General features: G+C 65.9%; 15 protein-coding genes and 3 pseudogenes. All 18 read left to right on the top strand.

The genetic code is table 11. From position 1 onward, the window contains the following. Window positions 1-22: 22 nt before the first annotated feature. Window positions 23-388, top strand: a pseudogene (locus H5U26_RS05490) (restriction endonuclease); the annotation flags it as partial. A gap of 109 nt (window positions 389-497) precedes the next feature. Next, a pseudogene (locus H5U26_RS05485) lies at window positions 498-698 on the top strand (IS5/IS1182 family transposase); the annotation flags it as partial. Between the two features lie 20 nt (window positions 699-718). After that, the gene (locus H5U26_RS05480; protein ID WP_290617456.1) at window positions 719-1,477 is read left to right on the top strand and encodes a hypothetical protein; all 759 of its coding nucleotides are present in this window, start codon (window positions 719-721) and stop codon (window positions 1,475-1,477) included. Further along, window positions 1,474-1,728: a J domain-containing protein gene (locus tag H5U26_RS05475; RefSeq protein WP_366055884.1), complete on the top strand. Its 255-nt coding sequence runs from the start codon at window positions 1,474-1,476 to the stop codon at window positions 1,726-1,728. Before H5U26_RS05480 ends, H5U26_RS05475 begins: the two co-directional genes overlap by 4 nt. Next, the gene (locus H5U26_RS05470; protein ID WP_290617454.1) at window positions 1,725-2,858 is read left to right on the top strand and encodes a ThiF family adenylyltransferase; all 1,134 of its coding nucleotides are present in this window, start codon (window positions 1,725-1,727) and stop codon (window positions 2,856-2,858) included. The genes H5U26_RS05475 and H5U26_RS05470 overlap by 4 nt, the downstream gene beginning before the upstream one ends. Next, window positions 2,851-3,108, top strand: coding sequence for a hypothetical protein (locus H5U26_RS05465; RefSeq protein ID WP_290617452.1), 258 nt, complete (start codon window positions 2,851-2,853; stop codon window positions 3,106-3,108). Before H5U26_RS05470 ends, H5U26_RS05465 begins: the two co-directional genes overlap by 8 nt. 7 nt (window positions 3,109-3,115) lie before the next feature. After that, window positions 3,116-3,769 (top strand): ubiquitin-conjugating enzyme E2, encoded by a 654-nt coding sequence (locus tag H5U26_RS05460; protein WP_290617450.1) that lies wholly within the window; start codon window positions 3,116-3,118, stop codon window positions 3,767-3,769. Continuing rightward, a complete protein-coding gene (locus H5U26_RS05455) occupies window positions 3,766-4,362 on the top strand; it encodes a Mov34/MPN/PAD-1 family protein (protein ID WP_290617448.1) in 597 nt (198 codons plus the stop codon). The genes H5U26_RS05460 and H5U26_RS05455 overlap by 4 nt, the downstream gene beginning before the upstream one ends. A 268-nt stretch (window positions 4,363-4,630) precedes the next feature. Beyond that, window positions 4,631-4,951: pseudogene (locus H5U26_RS05450) on the top strand (3'-5' exonuclease); the annotation flags it as partial. A 121-nt stretch (window positions 4,952-5,072) separates the two neighbouring features. After that, the gene (locus H5U26_RS05445; RefSeq protein WP_290617444.1) at window positions 5,073-6,260 is read left to right on the top strand and encodes an acyl-CoA dehydrogenase family protein; all 1,188 of its coding nucleotides are present in this window, start codon (window positions 5,073-5,075) and stop codon (window positions 6,258-6,260) included. Between the two features lie 76 nt (window positions 6,261-6,336). Beyond that, window positions 6,337-7,467, top strand: a complete 1,131-nt coding sequence (locus H5U26_RS05440; RefSeq protein ID WP_290617442.1) for an acyl-CoA dehydrogenase family protein — start codon at window positions 6,337-6,339, stop codon at window positions 7,465-7,467. Then, a complete protein-coding gene (locus H5U26_RS05435) occupies window positions 7,467-8,378 on the top strand; it encodes a DMT family transporter (RefSeq protein WP_290617440.1) in 912 nt (303 codons plus the stop codon). Before H5U26_RS05440 ends, H5U26_RS05435 begins: the two co-directional genes overlap by 1 nt. Window positions 8,379-8,480: 102 nt before the next feature. Further along, window positions 8,481-11,246: a monovalent cation/H+ antiporter subunit A gene (locus tag H5U26_RS05430; protein ID WP_366055898.1), complete on the top strand. Its 2,766-nt coding sequence runs from the start codon at window positions 8,481-8,483 to the stop codon at window positions 11,244-11,246. A 5-nt stretch (window positions 11,247-11,251) separates the two neighbouring features. Beyond that, window positions 11,252-11,599: a Na+/H+ antiporter subunit C gene (locus H5U26_RS05425; protein ID WP_366055897.1), complete on the top strand. Its 348-nt coding sequence runs from the start codon at window positions 11,252-11,254 to the stop codon at window positions 11,597-11,599. Continuing rightward, window positions 11,596-13,110 carry a monovalent cation/H+ antiporter subunit D gene (locus H5U26_RS05420; protein ID WP_290617434.1) on the top strand — a complete coding sequence of 505 codons (1,515 nt, stop codon included), beginning with the start codon at window positions 11,596-11,598 and terminating at the stop codon, window positions 13,108-13,110. The genes H5U26_RS05425 and H5U26_RS05420 overlap by 4 nt, the downstream gene beginning before the upstream one ends. Next, complete coding sequence (locus H5U26_RS05415) at window positions 13,107-13,592, top strand: Na+/H+ antiporter subunit E (RefSeq protein ID WP_290617432.1); 486 nt, start codon at window positions 13,107-13,109, stop codon at window positions 13,590-13,592. The genes H5U26_RS05420 and H5U26_RS05415 overlap by 4 nt, the downstream gene beginning before the upstream one ends. 35 nt (window positions 13,593-13,627) lie before the next feature. Then, the gene (locus tag H5U26_RS05410; RefSeq protein WP_366055896.1) at window positions 13,628-13,864 is read left to right on the top strand and encodes a K+/H+ antiporter subunit F; all 237 of its coding nucleotides are present in this window, start codon (window positions 13,628-13,630) and stop codon (window positions 13,862-13,864) included. Continuing rightward, window positions 13,861-16,887 carry a Na+/H+ antiporter subunit G gene (locus tag H5U26_RS05405; protein ID WP_290617428.1) on the top strand — a complete coding sequence of 1,009 codons (3,027 nt, stop codon included), beginning with the start codon at window positions 13,861-13,863 and terminating at the stop codon, window positions 16,885-16,887. The genes H5U26_RS05410 and H5U26_RS05405 overlap by 4 nt, the downstream gene beginning before the upstream one ends. Window positions 16,888-17,032: the final 145 nt, after the last annotated feature.

Raw genomic sequence — 17,032 nt, 5'->3', positions numbered from 1 at the left:
ACAGCAGCCCGACGTGAGCGCCATGGACAATCCCTTTTTCGACGCCCCGATACTGAACTCGCCTTACGCGTATCCCGCCCGCCACTGGGAACTGGACGCCATCGGCCAGCCGACCCAGGTCATCAAGCCCAGCCGGCGTAGCGCCGACTTCATCACGCCCATCCCCAAACCGCGCAAGCAAAAGGGCGCGCCACAACAGGACGCGCTGCTTTTTGATGCCGACCTTTCCACGCAGGCGCAGCAGTACCACGCGACCATCATCAACGGCGTGCGCGCCGAGGTGGACAAGTGGCGGGCGATCCCCAATCCTGCCGACTGGCGCGTCACGCCCGAGACCGGCCGCCTGCTCCAGCACTGGCGCCATCACGCCTTCGGCAGCATCCGGCCGTAGGACAGGCTATGCAGAGCGGTTTTTTCCCATACGAATACTCCTTTTGGAACCTATGAACGAATCGGTGTCGAGGTACGATTCAGCTACTGAGACGGGGGCGATGCAGGTGAAGCAAACATTGTTTGAAGGGCTGGCGTTTGCGGCCACGAAAAAGCGGACCCGGCGCGAGACATTCCTCGCTGAGATGGAGCGCGTGGTACCCTGGGTGGCGTTGGAGGCGGTCATCGAACCACACTACCCGAAGGCTGGCCGCCACGGCGGCCAGCCCATGGCGTTAGGTGTGATGCCGCGTATCTACTTCATGCAGCGGTAGTTGGGGCAACCGCGGTGGAGTTTCTCGTTGTCATTGCTGTTATGTGGCTCATTTTCGGCGGCGGCCTCGCGACAGTGATCGGCTGGATCAAGGACCTCTTCGGGGTCAGCTCGACCTCTGATGCCCGGCCCCCTCCGCCCGCTGCCGTTCGAACCAAACCTTCGACGCCGCACACGTACCGCCCGGCGAACCACAACGCGACCAGACCGATCAATTTTACGCCTTCAAAGTCCGGGGCACGTGAGGCGTCTGACCTAAAAGACATCAACGACGCTTTCACCGGGAGGCGCCTCGACCTCACTCAGGCGATTTTTGAGTGCGTTAGCTGCCATGTCTTCTATCAAGCGGCAAGCATCGCGGTGCTTCGCGAGGCGAATTCCTCTCGTTGCATGGTTTGTGGCAGCACGCAGATCGTAGAGCACGGCAAAGGCCAAGCTCATGCCAAGGCGCGAAACTACACACCTGACGCGGTAACACTCAAGAACTACCGGCAACATATCGGGCATGTCATCACATTCACAGGCCTAGTTCATGACGTGAAGCAAAGCAGCAAGGGAGTCGACTATGCTGTGATGTTCGAGAATGCATCTTGGACCAAGGGCTTCAAGATGGTTGCGTTCAAGGGTGGCGTGCGGAAGCTCGGTGGAGAAGCTGTGCTGCGAAGCTACAAGGGAAAAACGCTGACGATTCGTGGATTGCTAATTCATCATGCGGTGTTCGGCCCAGAGATCATCGTTAACGATCCAGCTATGATTGTGCGAGTCGAGCCATGAAGTGGCGCGAGATTCCACGACAGTACAACGATCGGGTAGCTGAACTGCGCGCGAAGCTTGCGCAGGATCCTTACGCTATACTCGGTCTGTCCTCCTCGGCTTCCGATGATGAACTGAAGATGGCTTACCGCAAGCTGGTTCGCACATACCACCCCGACAAGCAAAGCGATTTTATGCGCGCCCATGCACAGGAGGTGGTCAAAATTGTCAACGAAGCGTACGGCCGCATCCGCGCCATGAGGGGAACATGACTGACCGTTACCTTCGCCACAACCTCATCGACTGGTTTGACCAAGAACTGGTGAAAAGCCTGAACATCCTGGTCGTCGGTGCCGGAGCTGTAGGAAACGAGGTTATCAAGAACCTTGTCCTCCTGGGCGTCGGAGCGATTCGCATTGTGGATTTCGATCGAATTGAGATCCACAACCTAACCCGAAGCGTGCTATTCACCGAAGGGGACGTTGGAAGGAACAAGGCAGAGGCTGCTGCGGAAGCAGCGCAACGCCTCGACCCCGCATGTCGCGTGGAAGCTATCGTCGGTGACTTCTGGGACCGAATCAGCTTTGGTCAGCTACAGGAATCATCCGTCGTCTTTTCCTGCGTAGACAACTTCGACGCTCGCTTCCGCATCAATCGCCTGTGTAGCTTGCTCGGCGTTGATCTCATCAATGCGGGCATTGATTCGAGATTTGCGTCAGCCGAGATCTTTCCATTCATGCGAGATTCTGACTCGGCCTGCTTTGAATGCAACCTCCCACCCTCAACCTACCAGCGAGTGGCCGACCGCTACTCGTGTGGATGGCTTCGCAAGGTGGCATATGAGGAAAGGAAAATTCCTACTACCGCCATCACGGCAAGCTACGCTGGAGCAATGGCTACATCATTGCTTCTGTATTCGTTTCGAGACGATATGGAAGGTGGCGCTCGACGTGTGTTTCTGGACACTATCACCAGCAATGTCTCTAAGGCGATCCTGCCGAGGAACCCGGCTTGCCCGTGTTGCGCCACTCACTTCCCGAGGCGGACGATTCTTCAAGCTCAGCGGATCATCACTAGCGGCCTTCCTTGGCCACAGCCGGCTTCGGATCTAACCGTTACGTGCAGTGACCCCATTCTCGTTTCATGGGAGACACCGCACTGTGCCACCTGCTCATCCAGACCTAGTGTTCCGGTCTTCGATTTGGCAGCGAATTACGATGAGTCCCACGCGATGTGCAGTAATTGCGGGTTGAAGCAGCGCCTCGCAGTAATTCGTGAGCAGTTCACGGTAAGCGAGTTGATGGAAAGATTTAGCGGGCGTCCGCTTCCAGGAAAGTTTGCATTCTTTGTTCACGAGGGCACGCAGGTGATTGTTGAGCTTATGGAGAGAGACCATGACTGACATAAACGTAATCATTCGCACGGCTGACCAGGCACGGAAAGCGGAGGTAACGCTCCCTGTTTCACATACCGGGGCAGACGTCATTCAAGCTGCGGTTGACAACTGGTCTCTGCCTAAGGACATCGATTACTCGCTGGTGAACACGCGCACGACAAAATCTGTCCAGCCTGCAAGCAGCCTGGAGGCGCAAGGCGTGCAGAACGGCGACGTTCTAGAGGTTCAGCCAGTTCTCGTTGCTGGCCAAGGATAGTTCGGCAATGAGTGCGTTTAATGCCCGCCGCGACGAGGACGTCGCGAAACTCAAGAGCTTGGAACAGCTTACCGGTGGCAGAATACGGGTCACGCGAGTATCAGGCATTCCAGTCTCACGGATACAGCTGAGGCTCACGGTGCGCACTGCTGGCGACGACAGCTTTCCATCGAACGCGCTTCAGGAAGTAGACGCGACTATCCAACTCGGTGTCCGCTACCCTTTTGAGGAACCTTCTGTCTCCATCAGCACCAAGGTTTTTAACCCGAATGTCTATATGAGCGGTCGTGTCTGCCTTGGCTCAAAATGGTTGGCCACAGAATATCTTGACTTATTGGCGCAGCGGTTGTTCAAGATTCTTGCTTTCGACGAGTCAATCGTGAACACGTCATCGGCTGCAAACGGAGAGGCGGCCCGTTGGTACATTCGCGCACGGTTGAAGCACCCAGCTGACTTCCCGACTGACACGCTTCCAATGGCGGGAGCCAAGCGCGGCCCATCAATGAAATGGACCGACATGTCAGGGGCTCCGCCAGCGTCACCAGACGGGCGGGTCATCGTACCGTGCCCAAAGTGCCAGACGAAGCTGCGGTTGCCCAGCGGTAGAAGCGGCAGTGTTTCCTGCCCGGCATGTAAGCATTCCTTTTCAGTTAACACATGATTCAGTGGAAGGCAGTGGAACCGGATGCCAAGCCGCGTGACCTTGCGACGGTGCTAAGCCGCCTGCCGTTGTTAGATGCACTATTTGCTACTCAAGTGCTGTCCCAAGCTCCGCTCGTCCTGTTTACAGATGATGCCAGACGGGCCATACGCACTCACGTTGCGACAAGGCGCGAGGAAAGCGGTGGGCTGCTGCTTGGCACAGCAGCAGCGCCGAACAGCCGTCTCAGCGAAGCGATGCCGTTTCCCATCATCTGTGTTATCGAGGCCGTTCCATCGGAGAACTACGAGGGCACTAGCGTCTCGTTGCATATGAATCCGTCTGTTTGGACGTCTGCTTTGCCGAGGAAGGACGCCGGGCTATTGGTAGTGGGATGGTTTCACAGCCACCCCAATCTCGGTGCGTTCTTTAGCGGAACTGACCGCGCTACGCAGCGAAGCTTTTTCCCAAATGTATATTCTCTCGGGTATGTCATCGACCCGATAAGGGACGATCATGCCTACTTCATCGGGCCGAACTCTGCGGAGGTGGAGGAGCGGCACGTTGTCACGATCAAGAGCGACGCTGCACTCCCCGAGTTATTGCTATGTTAAGGCAAGGTTTGAGTTGGGGACTTCGGGGATTCCGAGTTGGTGTTTCACCAAACGGTAGGAAGTGGATAGCGATTACGCTACCCTTTGGATTTCGCTACTTTACCTATTTGCCATCGATAAAGAAGCGCGGTCTGCTGCGGGAGCAAAACCCGCAGCTCCCGGAGCGATTCGAGTCAACAGAAAATGAGCGCATTAAGTGGAAGGATATCCCACCGCGACAATAGCAAGAGCAGTACGAAGTCCATTCGGACGGGCCTCGCTTCGCTCGGCAGCGCTGGCGGCGGCGCAGATACCCTGGCGTGAGCTCGACGAGCGCGTCGATACGCAAGCGGGCTTCGCCGCGCTGTGCACAATGCCGCTGGCCAAAGGTCTGGAGTTTCGGGCGGTGGCCGTGATGGCCTGCGACGACGAGGTGATTCCGCTCCAGCAGCGCATCGAGTCGATCGCCGACGGTGCCGACCTCGAAGAGGTCTACAGCACGGAACGGCACCTGCTGTACGTTGCGGCCACGCGCGCACGCGAGCAGCTGCTCGTGACCTGCGTGGTGCCGGGGTCGGAGTTTCTGGACGATCTGACCGCGGGCGACTGATCGCGCGAGCCCCGCTCCCAATCAAGCAAGCGTCCTTCCGCTGAGGCTATCGGCGGCACCAGCCACTACAATCCGGCAGCGACCCGGCGGGCCGCGCGCGGTCACCGCAAGGAGGAGTGGCATGGATCTGGATTTCTCGCCCGAGGACGAAGCCTTTCGCGCCCAGGTGCGCGAGTTTCTTGCGACGCAGTACCCGGCCGACATCCGCCGCAAGGTGGAGCTGGGGCTGGCGTTGGGCAAGGACGATTACGTGCGCTTCCAGCGCCTGCTGTACCTCAAGGGCTGGATCGCGCCGTCGTGGCCGGTGGAGCACGGCGGCTGCGGCTGGTCGGCGACGCGCCGCTACATTTTCGAGGACGAGCTGGCGGCCGCGGACACGCCGCGCATCATGCCGTTCGGCCTCAAGATGCTGGCGCCGGTGCTGATGGCCTTTGGGTCGCCGGCCCAGCAGCAGCGTTTCCTGCCGCGCATCCTGTCCTCCGAGGACTGGTGGTGCCAGGGCTACTCGGAGCCGGGTGCCGGCTCCGATCTGGCCTCGCTGCGCACGCGCGCCGAGCCGGTGGACGGCGGCTACCGGGTCAACGGCACCAAAATGTGGACCACCTACGCCCATTACGCCAACTGGATGTTCGCGTTGGTGCGCACCGCAAGTACCGGCAAGAAGCAGGAGGGCATTTCCTTTCTGCTGATCGACATGCACAGCAAGGGCGTTAGCGTGCGCCCGATCATCACCATCGACGGCCTGCATGTGGTCAACCAGGTGTTCCTGGAGGATGTGTTCGTGCCGGCCGACTGTCTGGTCGGCGGCGAGGGCCAGGGCTGGACCATCGCCAAGTTCCTGCTCGGGCACGAGCGCAGCAACATTGCCGGCGTGGCGCGCAGCAAGCAGCAGCTGCGGCGCCTGAAGCGTATCGCTGCCGAGCGCCGGCTGCTGGTCGATCCGCGTTTCGCGGACCAGCTGGCGCGGATCGAAATCGATCTGCTGGCGCTGGAGTACACGGACCTGCGCGCGCTGTGGGAAGAAGCCGCCGGTCACGCGCCGGGGCCGCAGGCGTCCTTGCTCAAGGTGCGCGGCACGCAAATCCAGCAGGCCATCACGGAACTGCTGATGCAGGCGGTGGGGCCGTATGCGCTGCCGTACGACGTCGCGGTGCTCAAGCACGGCTGGGGGGGCGATGAGCCGCCCATCGGTTCCGACTATGCGGCGCCGCTGGCGGCGAGCTACTTCGACGCCCGCAAGACCTCCATCTACGGCGGCTCGAACGAGATCCAGAAGAACATCATCGCCAAGGCGGTGTTCGGCCTGTAAGGGCTGTCCCGCGCCGCAGCGAGCCTGAAAATTCCAGGCACGGAATGTTCAGGCGCATCAAACGGAAGCATCAGTCATGGACTTTGCCCTGTCGGAATTCCAGCAACTGCTGAAGGAACAGGCCGAGCGCTTCGTCGAGCGCGACTACGGCTTCGAGCAGCGCCGCGCGATCATCGCGGCCGAACCCGGCTTCAGCCCGGCGCACTGGCGGACCTTCGCCGAGCTGGGCTGGCTCGGCCTGCCGTTTGCGGAAGATAGCGGCGGCTTCGGCGGCACGGTGGCGGATCTGGCCATCCTGTTCGAGGTGTTCGGCCGCGGTCTGGTGGTGGAACCGTACCTGGCCACCGTGCTGGGCGGGCTGGCCGTGGAGCGCGGCGGCAGCCAGGCGCAAAAGGAGGCCGTGCTGCCCGGCGTGATGGCCGGCACGCGCATGCTTGCCCTGGCCAGCACCGAGACCGGCGGCCGGCCGGGCGCGCTGCACGTGGTGACGCAGGCCAGGAAGGTGACCGGCGGCTGGCAGCTGTCTGGCCGCAAGGCGGTGGTGCTGCACGGCGCCAGTGCCGACACGCTGGTGGTGAGTGCGCGCAGCCACGGCGCCCACGATGCGCCGGGCGGCATCGGGCTGTTCCTGGTGCCGGCCAAGGCCTACGGCGTGAAGCGCCGCGGCTACGCCACCATCGACGGCCTGCGGGCGGCCGAGATCACGCTGGACCGCGTGGAGCTGGGCGACGATGCGCTGCTGGGCGAGGCGACAAGCGGTTTTGCACTGCTCGACGGGCTGCTCGATGTGGCCGCCATCGCCGGCTGCGCCGAGGCGCTCGGCTGCATGCAGGCGCTGATCGACCGTACCGCCGAGTACCTGCGCACGCGCGAGCAGTTCGGGCGCAAGATCGGCGACTTTCAGGTGCTGCAGCACGCGCTGGTGGACATGTACATGGCCACCGAGCAGGCGCGCTCGATCACGCTCGCGGCGGCGCTCAAGGCCGATTCCCCGGCGCCGGAACGCCAGCGCCTGGTGGCCGCGGCGCGCCAGTTCTGCGCCGAGGCCGGTCGGCTGGTCGGGCAGACGGCGGTGCAGCTGCACGGCGGCATCGGCGTCACCGACGAGCTCGACGTGGCGCATTACTTCAAGCGCCTGACGATGCTGCCGGTGTGGTTTGCCGACAACGGCCAGCCGCTGGACCGCTTCATCGCGGCCAGCGGCTGATGGTGCAGTCGAGCGCGGCGGTGTCGCCGCGCACCGCCGCCGGCCTGTTCGTGCTGATGGTCGTGCTGTGGGGTGTCAACTGGCCGGTGATGAAGGTCGGTCTGGACTACTTCCCGCCGTTTCACTTCGCCCTGCTGCGCATGGCGCTGGGGGCCGTGACCATGTTTGCCGTGGCCGCGCTGGCCGGCGAGCTGCGCCGGCCGGCGCGCCAGGACTGGCCGATCGTGCTCAGCATCGGCCTGATCCAGATGGGCACGTTCATGGTGCTGAGCCTCCTCGGGCTGCGCTTCGTCGGTTCCGGGCGGGCGGCGATCCTGGCCTACACCACGCCGTTGTGGGTGCTGCCGCTGTCGGTGTGGGTGCTCAAGGAGCGTCTCAGCGGCGGCAAGATTGCCGGCTTCGTGCTGGGTCTGGCCGGCGTGGCGGTGCTGTTCAACCCGGTCGGCTTCGACTGGGGCGATCGGCGGGTGCTGCTGGGCAATGGCCTGCTGCTGTTCGGGGCCGCACTGTGGGCGCTGCAGATCGTGCATGTGCGCACTCACCGCTGGGTCGGCACGTCCCTGTCGCTGCTGCCCTGGCAGCAGACCGTGGCGGTGCTGCTGCTGGCACCGCTGGCCATCATGTTCGAGCCGAATGCCGCGATTCGCTGGACACCCGAGTCGATCGCCATCCTGGCCTACAACGGGCCGCTGACCAGCGGGTTCTGCTTCTGGATCCTGCTGACCGTTACCCGCGCGCTGCCGGCGGTGACCACGTCCATCGGCTCGCTGGCAACGCCGCTGGTCGGCATGCTGGCCGGCGCCTGGTGGCTGGGCGAGCCGCTGTCGGCCACCAACACCGGGGGGCTGGCGCTGATCGGCGGTGCCGTTGCGATGCTGGTGCTCAGCGAGGCCTGGTCGCGACGCGCCTGACGGCCGGCGGGTAGGCGGCGACCGGATCGGCACGATACGATTGCCGGCCACTCGACGTAAATCGCCGATGATCCACCCGCATTCCCCGACAGCGCCATGCCGATGACCCTGCTGGCAGCCGCGCTGCTGCCCTGGCTGGGCGCCGCGCTACTGTTCGGGCAGCGCAACGGCGCGCGCGACCGCTGCGCCTGGCTGGCCGGGGCGGTAGTGGCGCTGGCCATCGCCGCGCTGGCCGCCAGTGTGCCGGCGGCGGCCGGCGGTGACATCGTGCGCGTCAGCTGGCGGTGGTTGCCGACGCTCGGGGTGAACTTCGGCTTCCGGCTGGACGGCCTGGCACTGATGTTCGCCGGCCTGGTGCTGGGCATCGGCTTGGTGATCGTGCTGTATGCGCGCTATTACCTGGCCGAGGGCGAGCCGTTCGCCCGTTTCTATGGCCTGCTGCTGACCTTCATGGGCGCCATGCAGGGCGTGGTGCTGGCCGATAATCTGATCCTGCTGGTGGTGTTCTGGGAGCTGACCGGGCTCAGCTCGTTCCTGCTGATCGGCTTCTGGTCGCGCCGCGCCGACGCCCGGCAGGGTGCACGTATGGCGCTGGCCATTACCGGCGGTGGCGGTCTGGCGCTGCTGGCCGGGGTGGCGCTGATCGGCTCGGCCGTCGGCTCCTACGATCTGGACACGGTGCTGGCCGCCGGCCCGGCGCTGCATGCTCATCCCTATTACCTGCCGGCGCTGGTGCTGGTGCTGCTGGGCGCCTTCACCAAGTCGGCGCAGTTCCCGTTTCATTTCTGGCTGCCGCAGGCCATGGCCGCGCCGACGCCGGTGTCGGCCTATCTGCACTCGGCGACGCTGGTCAAGGCCGGCGTGTTCCTGCTGGCACGGCTGTATCCGGCGCTCGGCGGCTCGGATGCCTGGTTCTATCTGGTCAGCGCGGCCGGGGTGGCAACGCTGCTGCTGGGCGCCGTGCTGGCGCTGTTCCAGCATGACATCAAGGGCCTGCTGGCGTATTCCACCATCAGTCACCTGGGCCTGATCACGCTGTTGTTCGGCCTTGATCGGCCGCTGGCGGTGGTGGCCGGGGTGTTTCACATCATCAATCACGCCACCTTCAAGGCCTCGCTGTTCATGGCCGCCGGCATCATCGACCACGAGTGCGGCAGCCGCGACATGCGCCGCCTGCACGGGCTGTATCGCTACATGCCGCATACCGCCACGCTGGCCATGACGGCGGCGGCGGCCATGGCCGGCGTGCCCTTGCTCAACGGCTTCCTGTCCAAGGAAATGTTCTTTGCCGAAACGCTGTTGCTTGGCGAGCGCGGCGCGCTGGCCTGGGCGCTGCCGGCGGTGGCAACGCTGGCCGGATTGTTCAGCGTTGCCTACTCGGTGCGCTTCATCCATGACGTGTTCTTCAATGGCACGGCCGTCGATCTGCCGCGCACGCCGCACGAGCCGCCGCGCTGGATGCGCGTGCCGGTCGAGCTGCTGGTGTTGGTGTGTCTGCTGGTCGGCGTGCTGCCGGGGCTGACCGTGGCGCCCTTGCTCCATCTGGCTGCCGGCGCGGCATACGGCGGTGAGTTGCCGCCCTACAGTCTTGGCGTATGGCACGGCCTGAACCTGCCCCTGATGATGAGCGTGCTGGCGCTGGTCGGCGGTGTGGCGGTGTATGTAGGCCTGCATCGCTGGGTGGACATGCACACGCTGGAGCTGACCGCCTACAGTGGCAAGGCGGCCTTCGAGCGGCTGCTGGCCGGGGTGCTGGCCGGCGCCGGGCGGGTCACGCGGTGGGTCGACGATGGCCGGCTGGGCCGTTACATGGCGCTGTTGCTGCTCGCCGCCATTGCCGCTGGGGCCTGGCCGCTGTGGCGGCATGGCTATCAGCCGGGCGCTGTGGCGGGCCAGGCAATGCCGCCGATCATCGCCCTGATCTGGCTGGTGGGTCTGCTGGCGGCGGTGATCGCGACGGTGCTGCACCGCCAGCGACTGGTGGCCGTGATCCTGCTGGGCATCGCCGGGCTGGTGGTGGGGCTGGCCTTCGTGTGCCTGTCGGCACCCGACCTGGCGCTGACGCAGATCCTGATCGAGATGGCGAGCCTGCTGCTGCTGTTGCTGGCGCTGGGCCGCCTGCCGCACGACGCGCCGGCCGAGCCGGTGGCCCGGCGGCTGCGCGACGCCGGCATCGCCCTGCTGGCCGGCAGCGGGGTGGCGGCATTGCTGTACGGCGTGCTCACGCGGCCGACGACGTCGATATCCGAGTATTTCCTCGGCCAGGCCTATCCGCTGGGCGGTGGCCGCAATGTCGTGAACGTGATCATCGTCGACTTCCGCGGCTTCGACACGCTCGGCGAGATCGCCGTGCTGGCGCTGGCCGGGCTGATCGTCCACGCCGTATTGCGCCGTCTGGGCTGGGCGCCGCGGCCGCAGGCAGGGCTGGCAAGCGACCGTCATCCGCTGCTGCTGACGCTGCTGTCGGGCCTGCTGCTGCCGCTGGCGAGCGCAGTGGCGGTATTCCTGCTGCTGCGTGGACACAACCTGCCCGGCGGCGGCTTCATCGCCGGCCTGGTGCTGGCGCTGGCGCTGCTGGTGCAGTACCTGGCGCGCGGCAGCGCCTGGGTCGACGCCCGGCTGCATACCGGGTTTGAGGTGTGGATCGCCGGTGGCCTGCTGCTGGCCGGACTGACCGGTGTCGCCGCCTGGCTGTTCGGACACCCGTTCCTGACCAGCGCCACGGCTCATCCGGTGCTGCCGCTGCTGGGCGAGCTGCCGCTGGCCAGTGCCATGGCCTTCGATCTGGGTGTGTTTGCCGTGGTGGTGGGCGCCACCCTGCTGGCGCTGCTCAGTCTGGCGCGCCGGCAACCGCGGGGTGCACGTTGATGTCCCTGGAGCTGATGCTCGCACTGGGCGTTGGCCTGTTCGCCGCCTGCGGGGTGTACCTGGTGCTGCGCGCGCGCAGTTTCGACCTGATCCTGGGGCTCACGCTGCTGTCGTACGCGGTGAACCTGTTCATCTTCGCCACCGGACGACTGGCGGTGAACCGACCGCCCATCCTGGCGCCGGATACCGCGACCACGCTCGCACAGTACGCCGACCCGCTGCCGCAGGCGCTGGTGCTGACCGCCATCGTGATCAGTTTCGGCATGACGGCGCTGCTGGTGGCGATTGCCCTGGCTGCCCGACGCGCCGGCGACGATGACCACGTCGATGCCGGGCGGCAGGAGCCGCAATGAGCCACTGGCCGATCGCGCCGATCCTGTTGCCCTTGTTCGCGGCTGTGCTGCTGCTGGTGCTGGAACGCTGGCGTCCGGCCTGGCAGTTGCCGGTCAATCTGCTGGCGACCGCTGCGCTGCTGGTGATCTGCGTCGGCCTGTTGGGGCGCGCGGCCGATGGCGGGGTGATGGCCTACCTGCTAGGCAACTGGCAGGCGCCGTTTGGCATCGTGCTGGCGGTGGACCGTCTGGCGGCGCTGATGCTGACGCTGACGGCAGCGCTGGCGCTGGCCAGCCTGCTGGCGGCGGCGGCGCACTGGCACCGGCGTGGCGCGCATTTTCATCCACTGTTCCAGATGCAGGTGATGGGCCTGAACGGCGCTTTCCTGACCGCCGACCTGTTCAACCTGTTCGTGTTCTTCGAAGTGCTGCTGATTGCCTCCTATGGGCTGCTGCTGCACGGGGGCGGCCGGCGACGGCTGCATGCCAGCCTGCATTTCGTGACACTGAACCTGGTCGGTTCGGCGCTGTTCCTGCTTGGCGTCAGCCTGCTGTATGGCGTGACCGGAACGCTGAACATGGCCGACCTGGCCGTCAAGGTGGCGCAGGCGCCCGACGCCGATGTCGGCCTGCTGCAGGTCGCCGGCCTGCTGCTGCTGGTGGTGTTCGGTCTGAAGGCCGCCGTGCTGCCGCTGGGGCTGTGGCTGCCGACTACCTACAGCGCGGCCAGCGCGCCGGTGGCGGCACTGTTCGCGATCATGACCAAGGTCGGCGTGTATGCCATCGTGCGTGTGTTCACGCTGATTTTCGTCGGCGAGCGCCTGGCCGTGGCCGCGCCGCTGCTGCTGCCGCTGGGCCTGGCGACCCTGGCGCTGGCAAGCCTGGGCGCGCTCAGTGCCGGCAGCCTGCCACGCCTGGCCGGTTATCTCACGATGGCATCGGCGGGCACCTTGCTGGCCGCGGTGGGCGTGTCCGGCGATCAGGCGCTGGTGGCGGCGCTCTATTACCTGCCGCAGACCACGCTGGCGGTGGCGGCGCTGTTTCTGCTTGCCGAGCTGATCGCCCGCCAGCGCGGCGATCAGGCCGGTGCGCTGGTCGGCGGTCCGGCGGTGCGCCAGCCGGTACTACTGGGCGGAATGTTCCTGCTGGCCGGCGCCACCCTGGCCGGTCTGCCGCCGTTTTCGGGCTTCGTCGGCAAGCTGCTGATCCTGCGCGGCGCGCTCGGCCAGGTCGGCGGTTTTGCGGTGTGGGCCGTGCTGCTGCTGTCCGGGTTCGCGGCGCTGATCGCCTTCAGCCGCGCCGGCAGTCGCCTGTTCTGGAAGGTTTCGCCGGCGCAGGAGGGTCCGCGGCATGGCATGCTGGCAATGGTCCCGGTGTTTGGCCTGCTGGCTGGCGGCGTGCTGCTGGCGGTGCTGGCGGCGCCAGTGCTGCGGTTTGCCGAGGCCGGTGCGCAGCAGTTGCTGGTGCCGACGGATTACGTCGAGGCGGTGCTGGGCGCCCGCCCGGTGTCGCGCGCGGGTGGCCAGCCATGAGGCGTCTGCTGCCCTCGCCGCTGCTCAGCGTCGCGCTGCTGCTGATCTGGTTGCTGCTGAACGACACGCTGGCGCCCGGCCAGGCGCTGCTGGGCGCGCTGCTGGCGCTGGCGCTGCCGCTGCTGACCGACCGCCTGCGCCCCGAGCGGGCCCGCCTGCGCCGCCCGCTGCGGGCGGCGCGCCTGCTGGTGGTGGTGCTGGTGGACATCGTGCTGGCCAACATTGAGGTGGCCCGCCGCATCCTCGGGCCGGAGTCGGAATTGCGACCCCGCTTCGTGTGGTTGCCGCTCGACATCCGCGACCCCCATGGCATTGCCGCCCTGGCCGGCATCATCACCCTGACGCCGGGCACCGTGTCCTCGGACCTGAGCGCCGACCGGCGGTATCTGCTGGTGCATGCCTTCAACTGCGACGATCCCGCGGCGCTGGCGGCGAGCATCAAACAGCGCTATGAACGCCCACTGATGGAGATTTTCACGTGAATCCGCTGGACTACGCGCTGCCGCTGGCGGCCGGCATGCTGGCGCTGGCCATGGCGCTGAACCTGTGGCGTGCGGTGCGTGGCCCGGCCCTGCCGGACCGCATCCTGGCGCTGGACACGCTCTACATCAATGCGCTGGCGCTGCTGGTGCTGCTGGGCATTCATCTGGGTACCGACGTGTATTTCGAGGTGGCACTGGTGATCGCGCTGCTGGGTTTCATCGGCACGGTGGCGCTGTCGCGCTATGTGCTGCGTCGGGACATCATCGAATGAGCCTGCTGGCCGATTACCTCATCGCCGGTCTGTTGCTGGTCGGCGGCGGCTTCGCGCTGATCGGCTCGTTTGGCCTGCTCAAGCTGTCGGATTTCTACAAACGCGTGCACGGCCCAACCAAGGCCACCACGCTGGGCGTGGGCAGCATATTGATCGGCTCGAGCCTGCACCTGAGCCTGCGCGGGTCGACGCTGAGCCTGCACGAGCTGTTGATCACGCTGTTTCTGTTCATCAGCGCGCCGGTCAGCGCGCACCTGCTGGTGAAGGCGGCCTTGCACCTCGACCCGCGGGCGAGGCCGCCGCCGCCGCCCGATGAACCAGCCCATCCTTCAGCCGATACCGACGCGCCCGCCTGGCACGTCATGCACTGCGCCGAGGTCTTGCAGGCGCTGTCCAGCAGCGCCAGCAGCGGCCTCGGCCAGCACGAGGCCGCCCGGCGTCTTGAGCGATACGGTCGCAACAGCCTGCCGGCGCCCAGGCAACGCGGGCCCTGGCTGCGCTTTGTCCTGCAGTTTCACAACCCCCTGTTGTACGTGCTGCTGGTGGCCGGCGCCGTCACTTTCGCGCTCGAAGACCATGTGGACGCGGCGGTGATTGCCGGGGTGGTGCTCATCAATGCCGTCATCGGCTTCGTTCAGGAAGGCCGGGCGCAGAAGGCGCTGGAGGCAGTCAGCGCCATGCTGGCCAGTCGCGCCATGGTGTTGCGCGAGGGCGAGCGCGACGAGATCGACGCTGCCCTGCTGGTGCCGGGCGACATCGTGCTGCTGGAATCCGGCGCCCGGGTGCCGGCCGACCTGCGGCTTTTGCGTGTCAGGAACCTGCACGTCAACGAAGCGGCCCTGACCGGCGAGTCGGTACCCGTGGCGAAGGGCACGGAACCGGTGGCCGGCGCCGCGCCCATCGGCGATCGCTCCTGCATGGCCCATGCCGGCACCGTGGTCAGCGTCGGCCAGGCGCACGGCGTGGTGGTCGCCACCGGCCAGCACACGCAGATGGGCCACATCGGCACGCTGGTCGGCGAGGTGCAGGCGCTGGCCACGCCGCTGACCCGGCGCCTCGATCAGTTCGCCCGCCAGATCACGCTGTTCATCCTGACGGTGGGGCTGGTGACGTTTCTGTTCGGGCATTTCGTTCGCGGCCTGCCGGCGCTGGAGGTTTTCCTGGCCGTGGTGGCATTGGCGGTGGCGGCCATTCCGGAGGGGCTGCCGGCCATCGTCACCATCGTCCTGGCCATCGGCACGCGCGTGATGGCGCGCAACAATGCCATCGTGCGACGGCTGCCGGCGGTGGAGACACTGGGGTCGGTCACGGTCATCTGTTCCGACAAAACCGGCACGCTGACCCGCAACGAGATGACCGCCGTGCAGGTCATGCTGCCGACGCATACGCTGCAAGTGACCGGCGCCGGTTATGCGCCCGAAGGCGGCTTTCATCGACAGGGCGTGAGCGTGGACGCCGCGCAGGACGGGCTGCTGCAAGGCCTGTCCCGCTGCGCCCTGCTCTGCAACGACGCCCGGCTCGGGCACGATGCGACCGGCGGTTGGCAGCTGGTGGGCGATCCCACCGAAGGGGCCTTGCTCACGCTTGCCTGCAAGGCCGGGCTGGATCCGCTCGAAGCTGCCGCGACCTGGCCGCGGGTCGACGCGATTCCGTTCGAGTCGGAACACCGTTTCATGGCCACGCTGCATCACGACCACGCCGGCCGCGCCTTCGTGCTGCTCAAGGGCGCGCCCGAGTGTGTGCTGGATCTGTGCGAGCAGGATGCCAGCGGCCAGCCGCTCGATCGGGCTGCCTGGGAGGCGCGCATGGAAGATGCCGCCGGTGCGGGACAGCGTGTGCTGGCGCTGGCCTCGTGCGATATGCCGGCGGGCACCACGGCGCTGGCCATGATCGACATCAGCCGGCGTTTCACCCTGCTGGGGCTGGTAGGCCTGATCGATCCGCCGCGTGAGGAAGCCATCGTGGCCGTGGCCGACTGCCAGCGCGCCGGGGTGCGGGTCAAGATGATCACCGGCGACCACGCCGTCACGGCGGCGGCCATCGGCCGGCAACTGGGACTGAACGCCGATCGGGCCGTCACGGGCGATGCCGTGGCTGGGCTGGACGAGGTGGCACTGCAGCGTGTGGTCCTCGAAAACGACGTGTTCGCCCGCGCCAGCCCGGAGCACAAGCTGCGCCTGGTGGCTGCCCTGCAGGCCCAGGGCGAGCTGGTGGCCATGACCGGCGATGGCGTCAACGATGCCCCGGCGCTCAAGGCCGCCAATATCGGCGTGGCCATGGGGCAAAAGGGCACCGATGCCGCTCGCGAAGCCGCCGATCTGGTGCTCACCGACGACAATTTCGCCACCATCGCCCGCGCCGTGCGCCAGGGCCGCGTGGTGTTCGACAACATCAAGAAATCGCTGCTGTTCATGCTGCCCACCAACGGCGGAGAGGCGGGCGTGATCCTGTTGGCGGTCTTCGCCGGGTTGGCGTTGCCGGTCACTGCCGGCCAGATTCTGTGGGTGAACACGGTCACGGCGGTGACCTTGGCTCTGGCGCTGGCCTTCGAGCCGGCCGAGCCGGGCGTGATGCGCCGACCGCCGCGCCGGCCCTCGGAGCCCTTGATCACGCGCGTGCTGGCCGCGCGCATCGCCTACGTGAGCCTGCTGATGATCGCTGTCACCTTCGCCGTGTTCGAGTGGGAACTGGCGCGCGGCAACAGCGTTGAGATGGCGCGCACAGCGGCCGTGAACATGCTGGTCTTTGGCGAGCTGGTGTACCTGTTCAATGTGCGCCGCTTCACGGCCAGCGCCTTGACCCGGGACATCCTCACCGGCAACCCGGTGGCCCTGTGGATGGCCGTGCTGTTGGTTGCTTTCCAGCTCCTGTTTACCTATGCCCCGCCGATGCAGCAATTGTTCGGCACCGCCGCGCTGGATGGGGTTTCCTGGTCGGTGATTCTTGCCCTGGGGCTGGGCAAGTTCCTGGCGGTGGAAGCGGAGAAGGCCGTGCTGCGGCGCTTGCAGGTCCGGAGCATGTGAACGGGCTTGCGTGAGCGTCAAAACCCGGCCAGGGATGAGGTACCGGCAGGCAGCTCTCGGTTACCAAGGTGCTCGGCGGGCGCCCAAGAACGCGCAAGCTCGCCGGCGGCGATCCGCAGCACCTGATGAGCGCGCCGGCCCCGGT

This window comes from Immundisolibacter sp. (assembly GCF_014359565.1).
Taxonomy (GTDB): Bacteria; Pseudomonadota; Gammaproteobacteria; order Immundisolibacterales; family Immundisolibacteraceae; genus Immundisolibacter.
This window is presented reverse-complemented; position numbering and strand designations above follow the sequence as displayed.

Excerpts from the sequence above, each read along its gene's own strand:
- H5U26_RS05440 (WP_290617442.1), top strand. The coding sequence starts at position 6,337 with ATGGACTTTGCCCTGTCGGAATTCCAGCAACTGCTGAAGGAACAGGCC.
- H5U26_RS05445 (WP_290617444.1), top strand. The coding sequence starts at position 5,073 with ATGGATCTGGATTTCTCGCCCGAGGACGAAGCCTTTCGCGCCCAGGTG.
- H5U26_RS05415 (WP_290617432.1), top strand. The coding sequence starts at position 13,107 with ATGAGGCGTCTGCTGCCCTCGCCGCTGCTCAGCGTCGCGCTGCTGCTG.
- H5U26_RS05435 (WP_290617440.1), top strand. The coding sequence starts at position 7,467 with ATGGTGCAGTCGAGCGCGGCGGTGTCGCCGCGCACCGCCGCCGGCCTG.
- H5U26_RS05430 (WP_366055898.1), top strand. The coding sequence starts at position 8,481 with ATGACCCTGCTGGCAGCCGCGCTGCTGCCCTGGCTGGGCGCCGCGCTA.
- H5U26_RS05475 (WP_366055884.1), top strand. The coding sequence starts at position 1,474 with ATGAAGTGGCGCGAGATTCCACGACAGTACAACGATCGGGTAGCTGAA.
- H5U26_RS05405 (WP_290617428.1), top strand. The coding sequence starts at position 13,861 with ATGAGCCTGCTGGCCGATTACCTCATCGCCGGTCTGTTGCTGGTCGGC.
- H5U26_RS05465 (WP_290617452.1), top strand. The coding sequence starts at position 2,851 with ATGACTGACATAAACGTAATCATTCGCACGGCTGACCAGGCACGGAAA.
- H5U26_RS05470 (WP_290617454.1), top strand. The coding sequence starts at position 1,725 with ATGACTGACCGTTACCTTCGCCACAACCTCATCGACTGGTTTGACCAA.
- H5U26_RS05420 (WP_290617434.1), top strand. The coding sequence starts at position 11,596 with ATGAGCCACTGGCCGATCGCGCCGATCCTGTTGCCCTTGTTCGCGGCT.
- H5U26_RS05460 (WP_290617450.1), top strand. The coding sequence starts at position 3,116 with ATGAGTGCGTTTAATGCCCGCCGCGACGAGGACGTCGCGAAACTCAAG.
- H5U26_RS05410 (WP_366055896.1), top strand. The coding sequence starts at position 13,628 with ATGCTGGCGCTGGCCATGGCGCTGAACCTGTGGCGTGCGGTGCGTGGC.
- H5U26_RS05455 (WP_290617448.1), top strand. The coding sequence starts at position 3,766 with ATGATTCAGTGGAAGGCAGTGGAACCGGATGCCAAGCCGCGTGACCTT.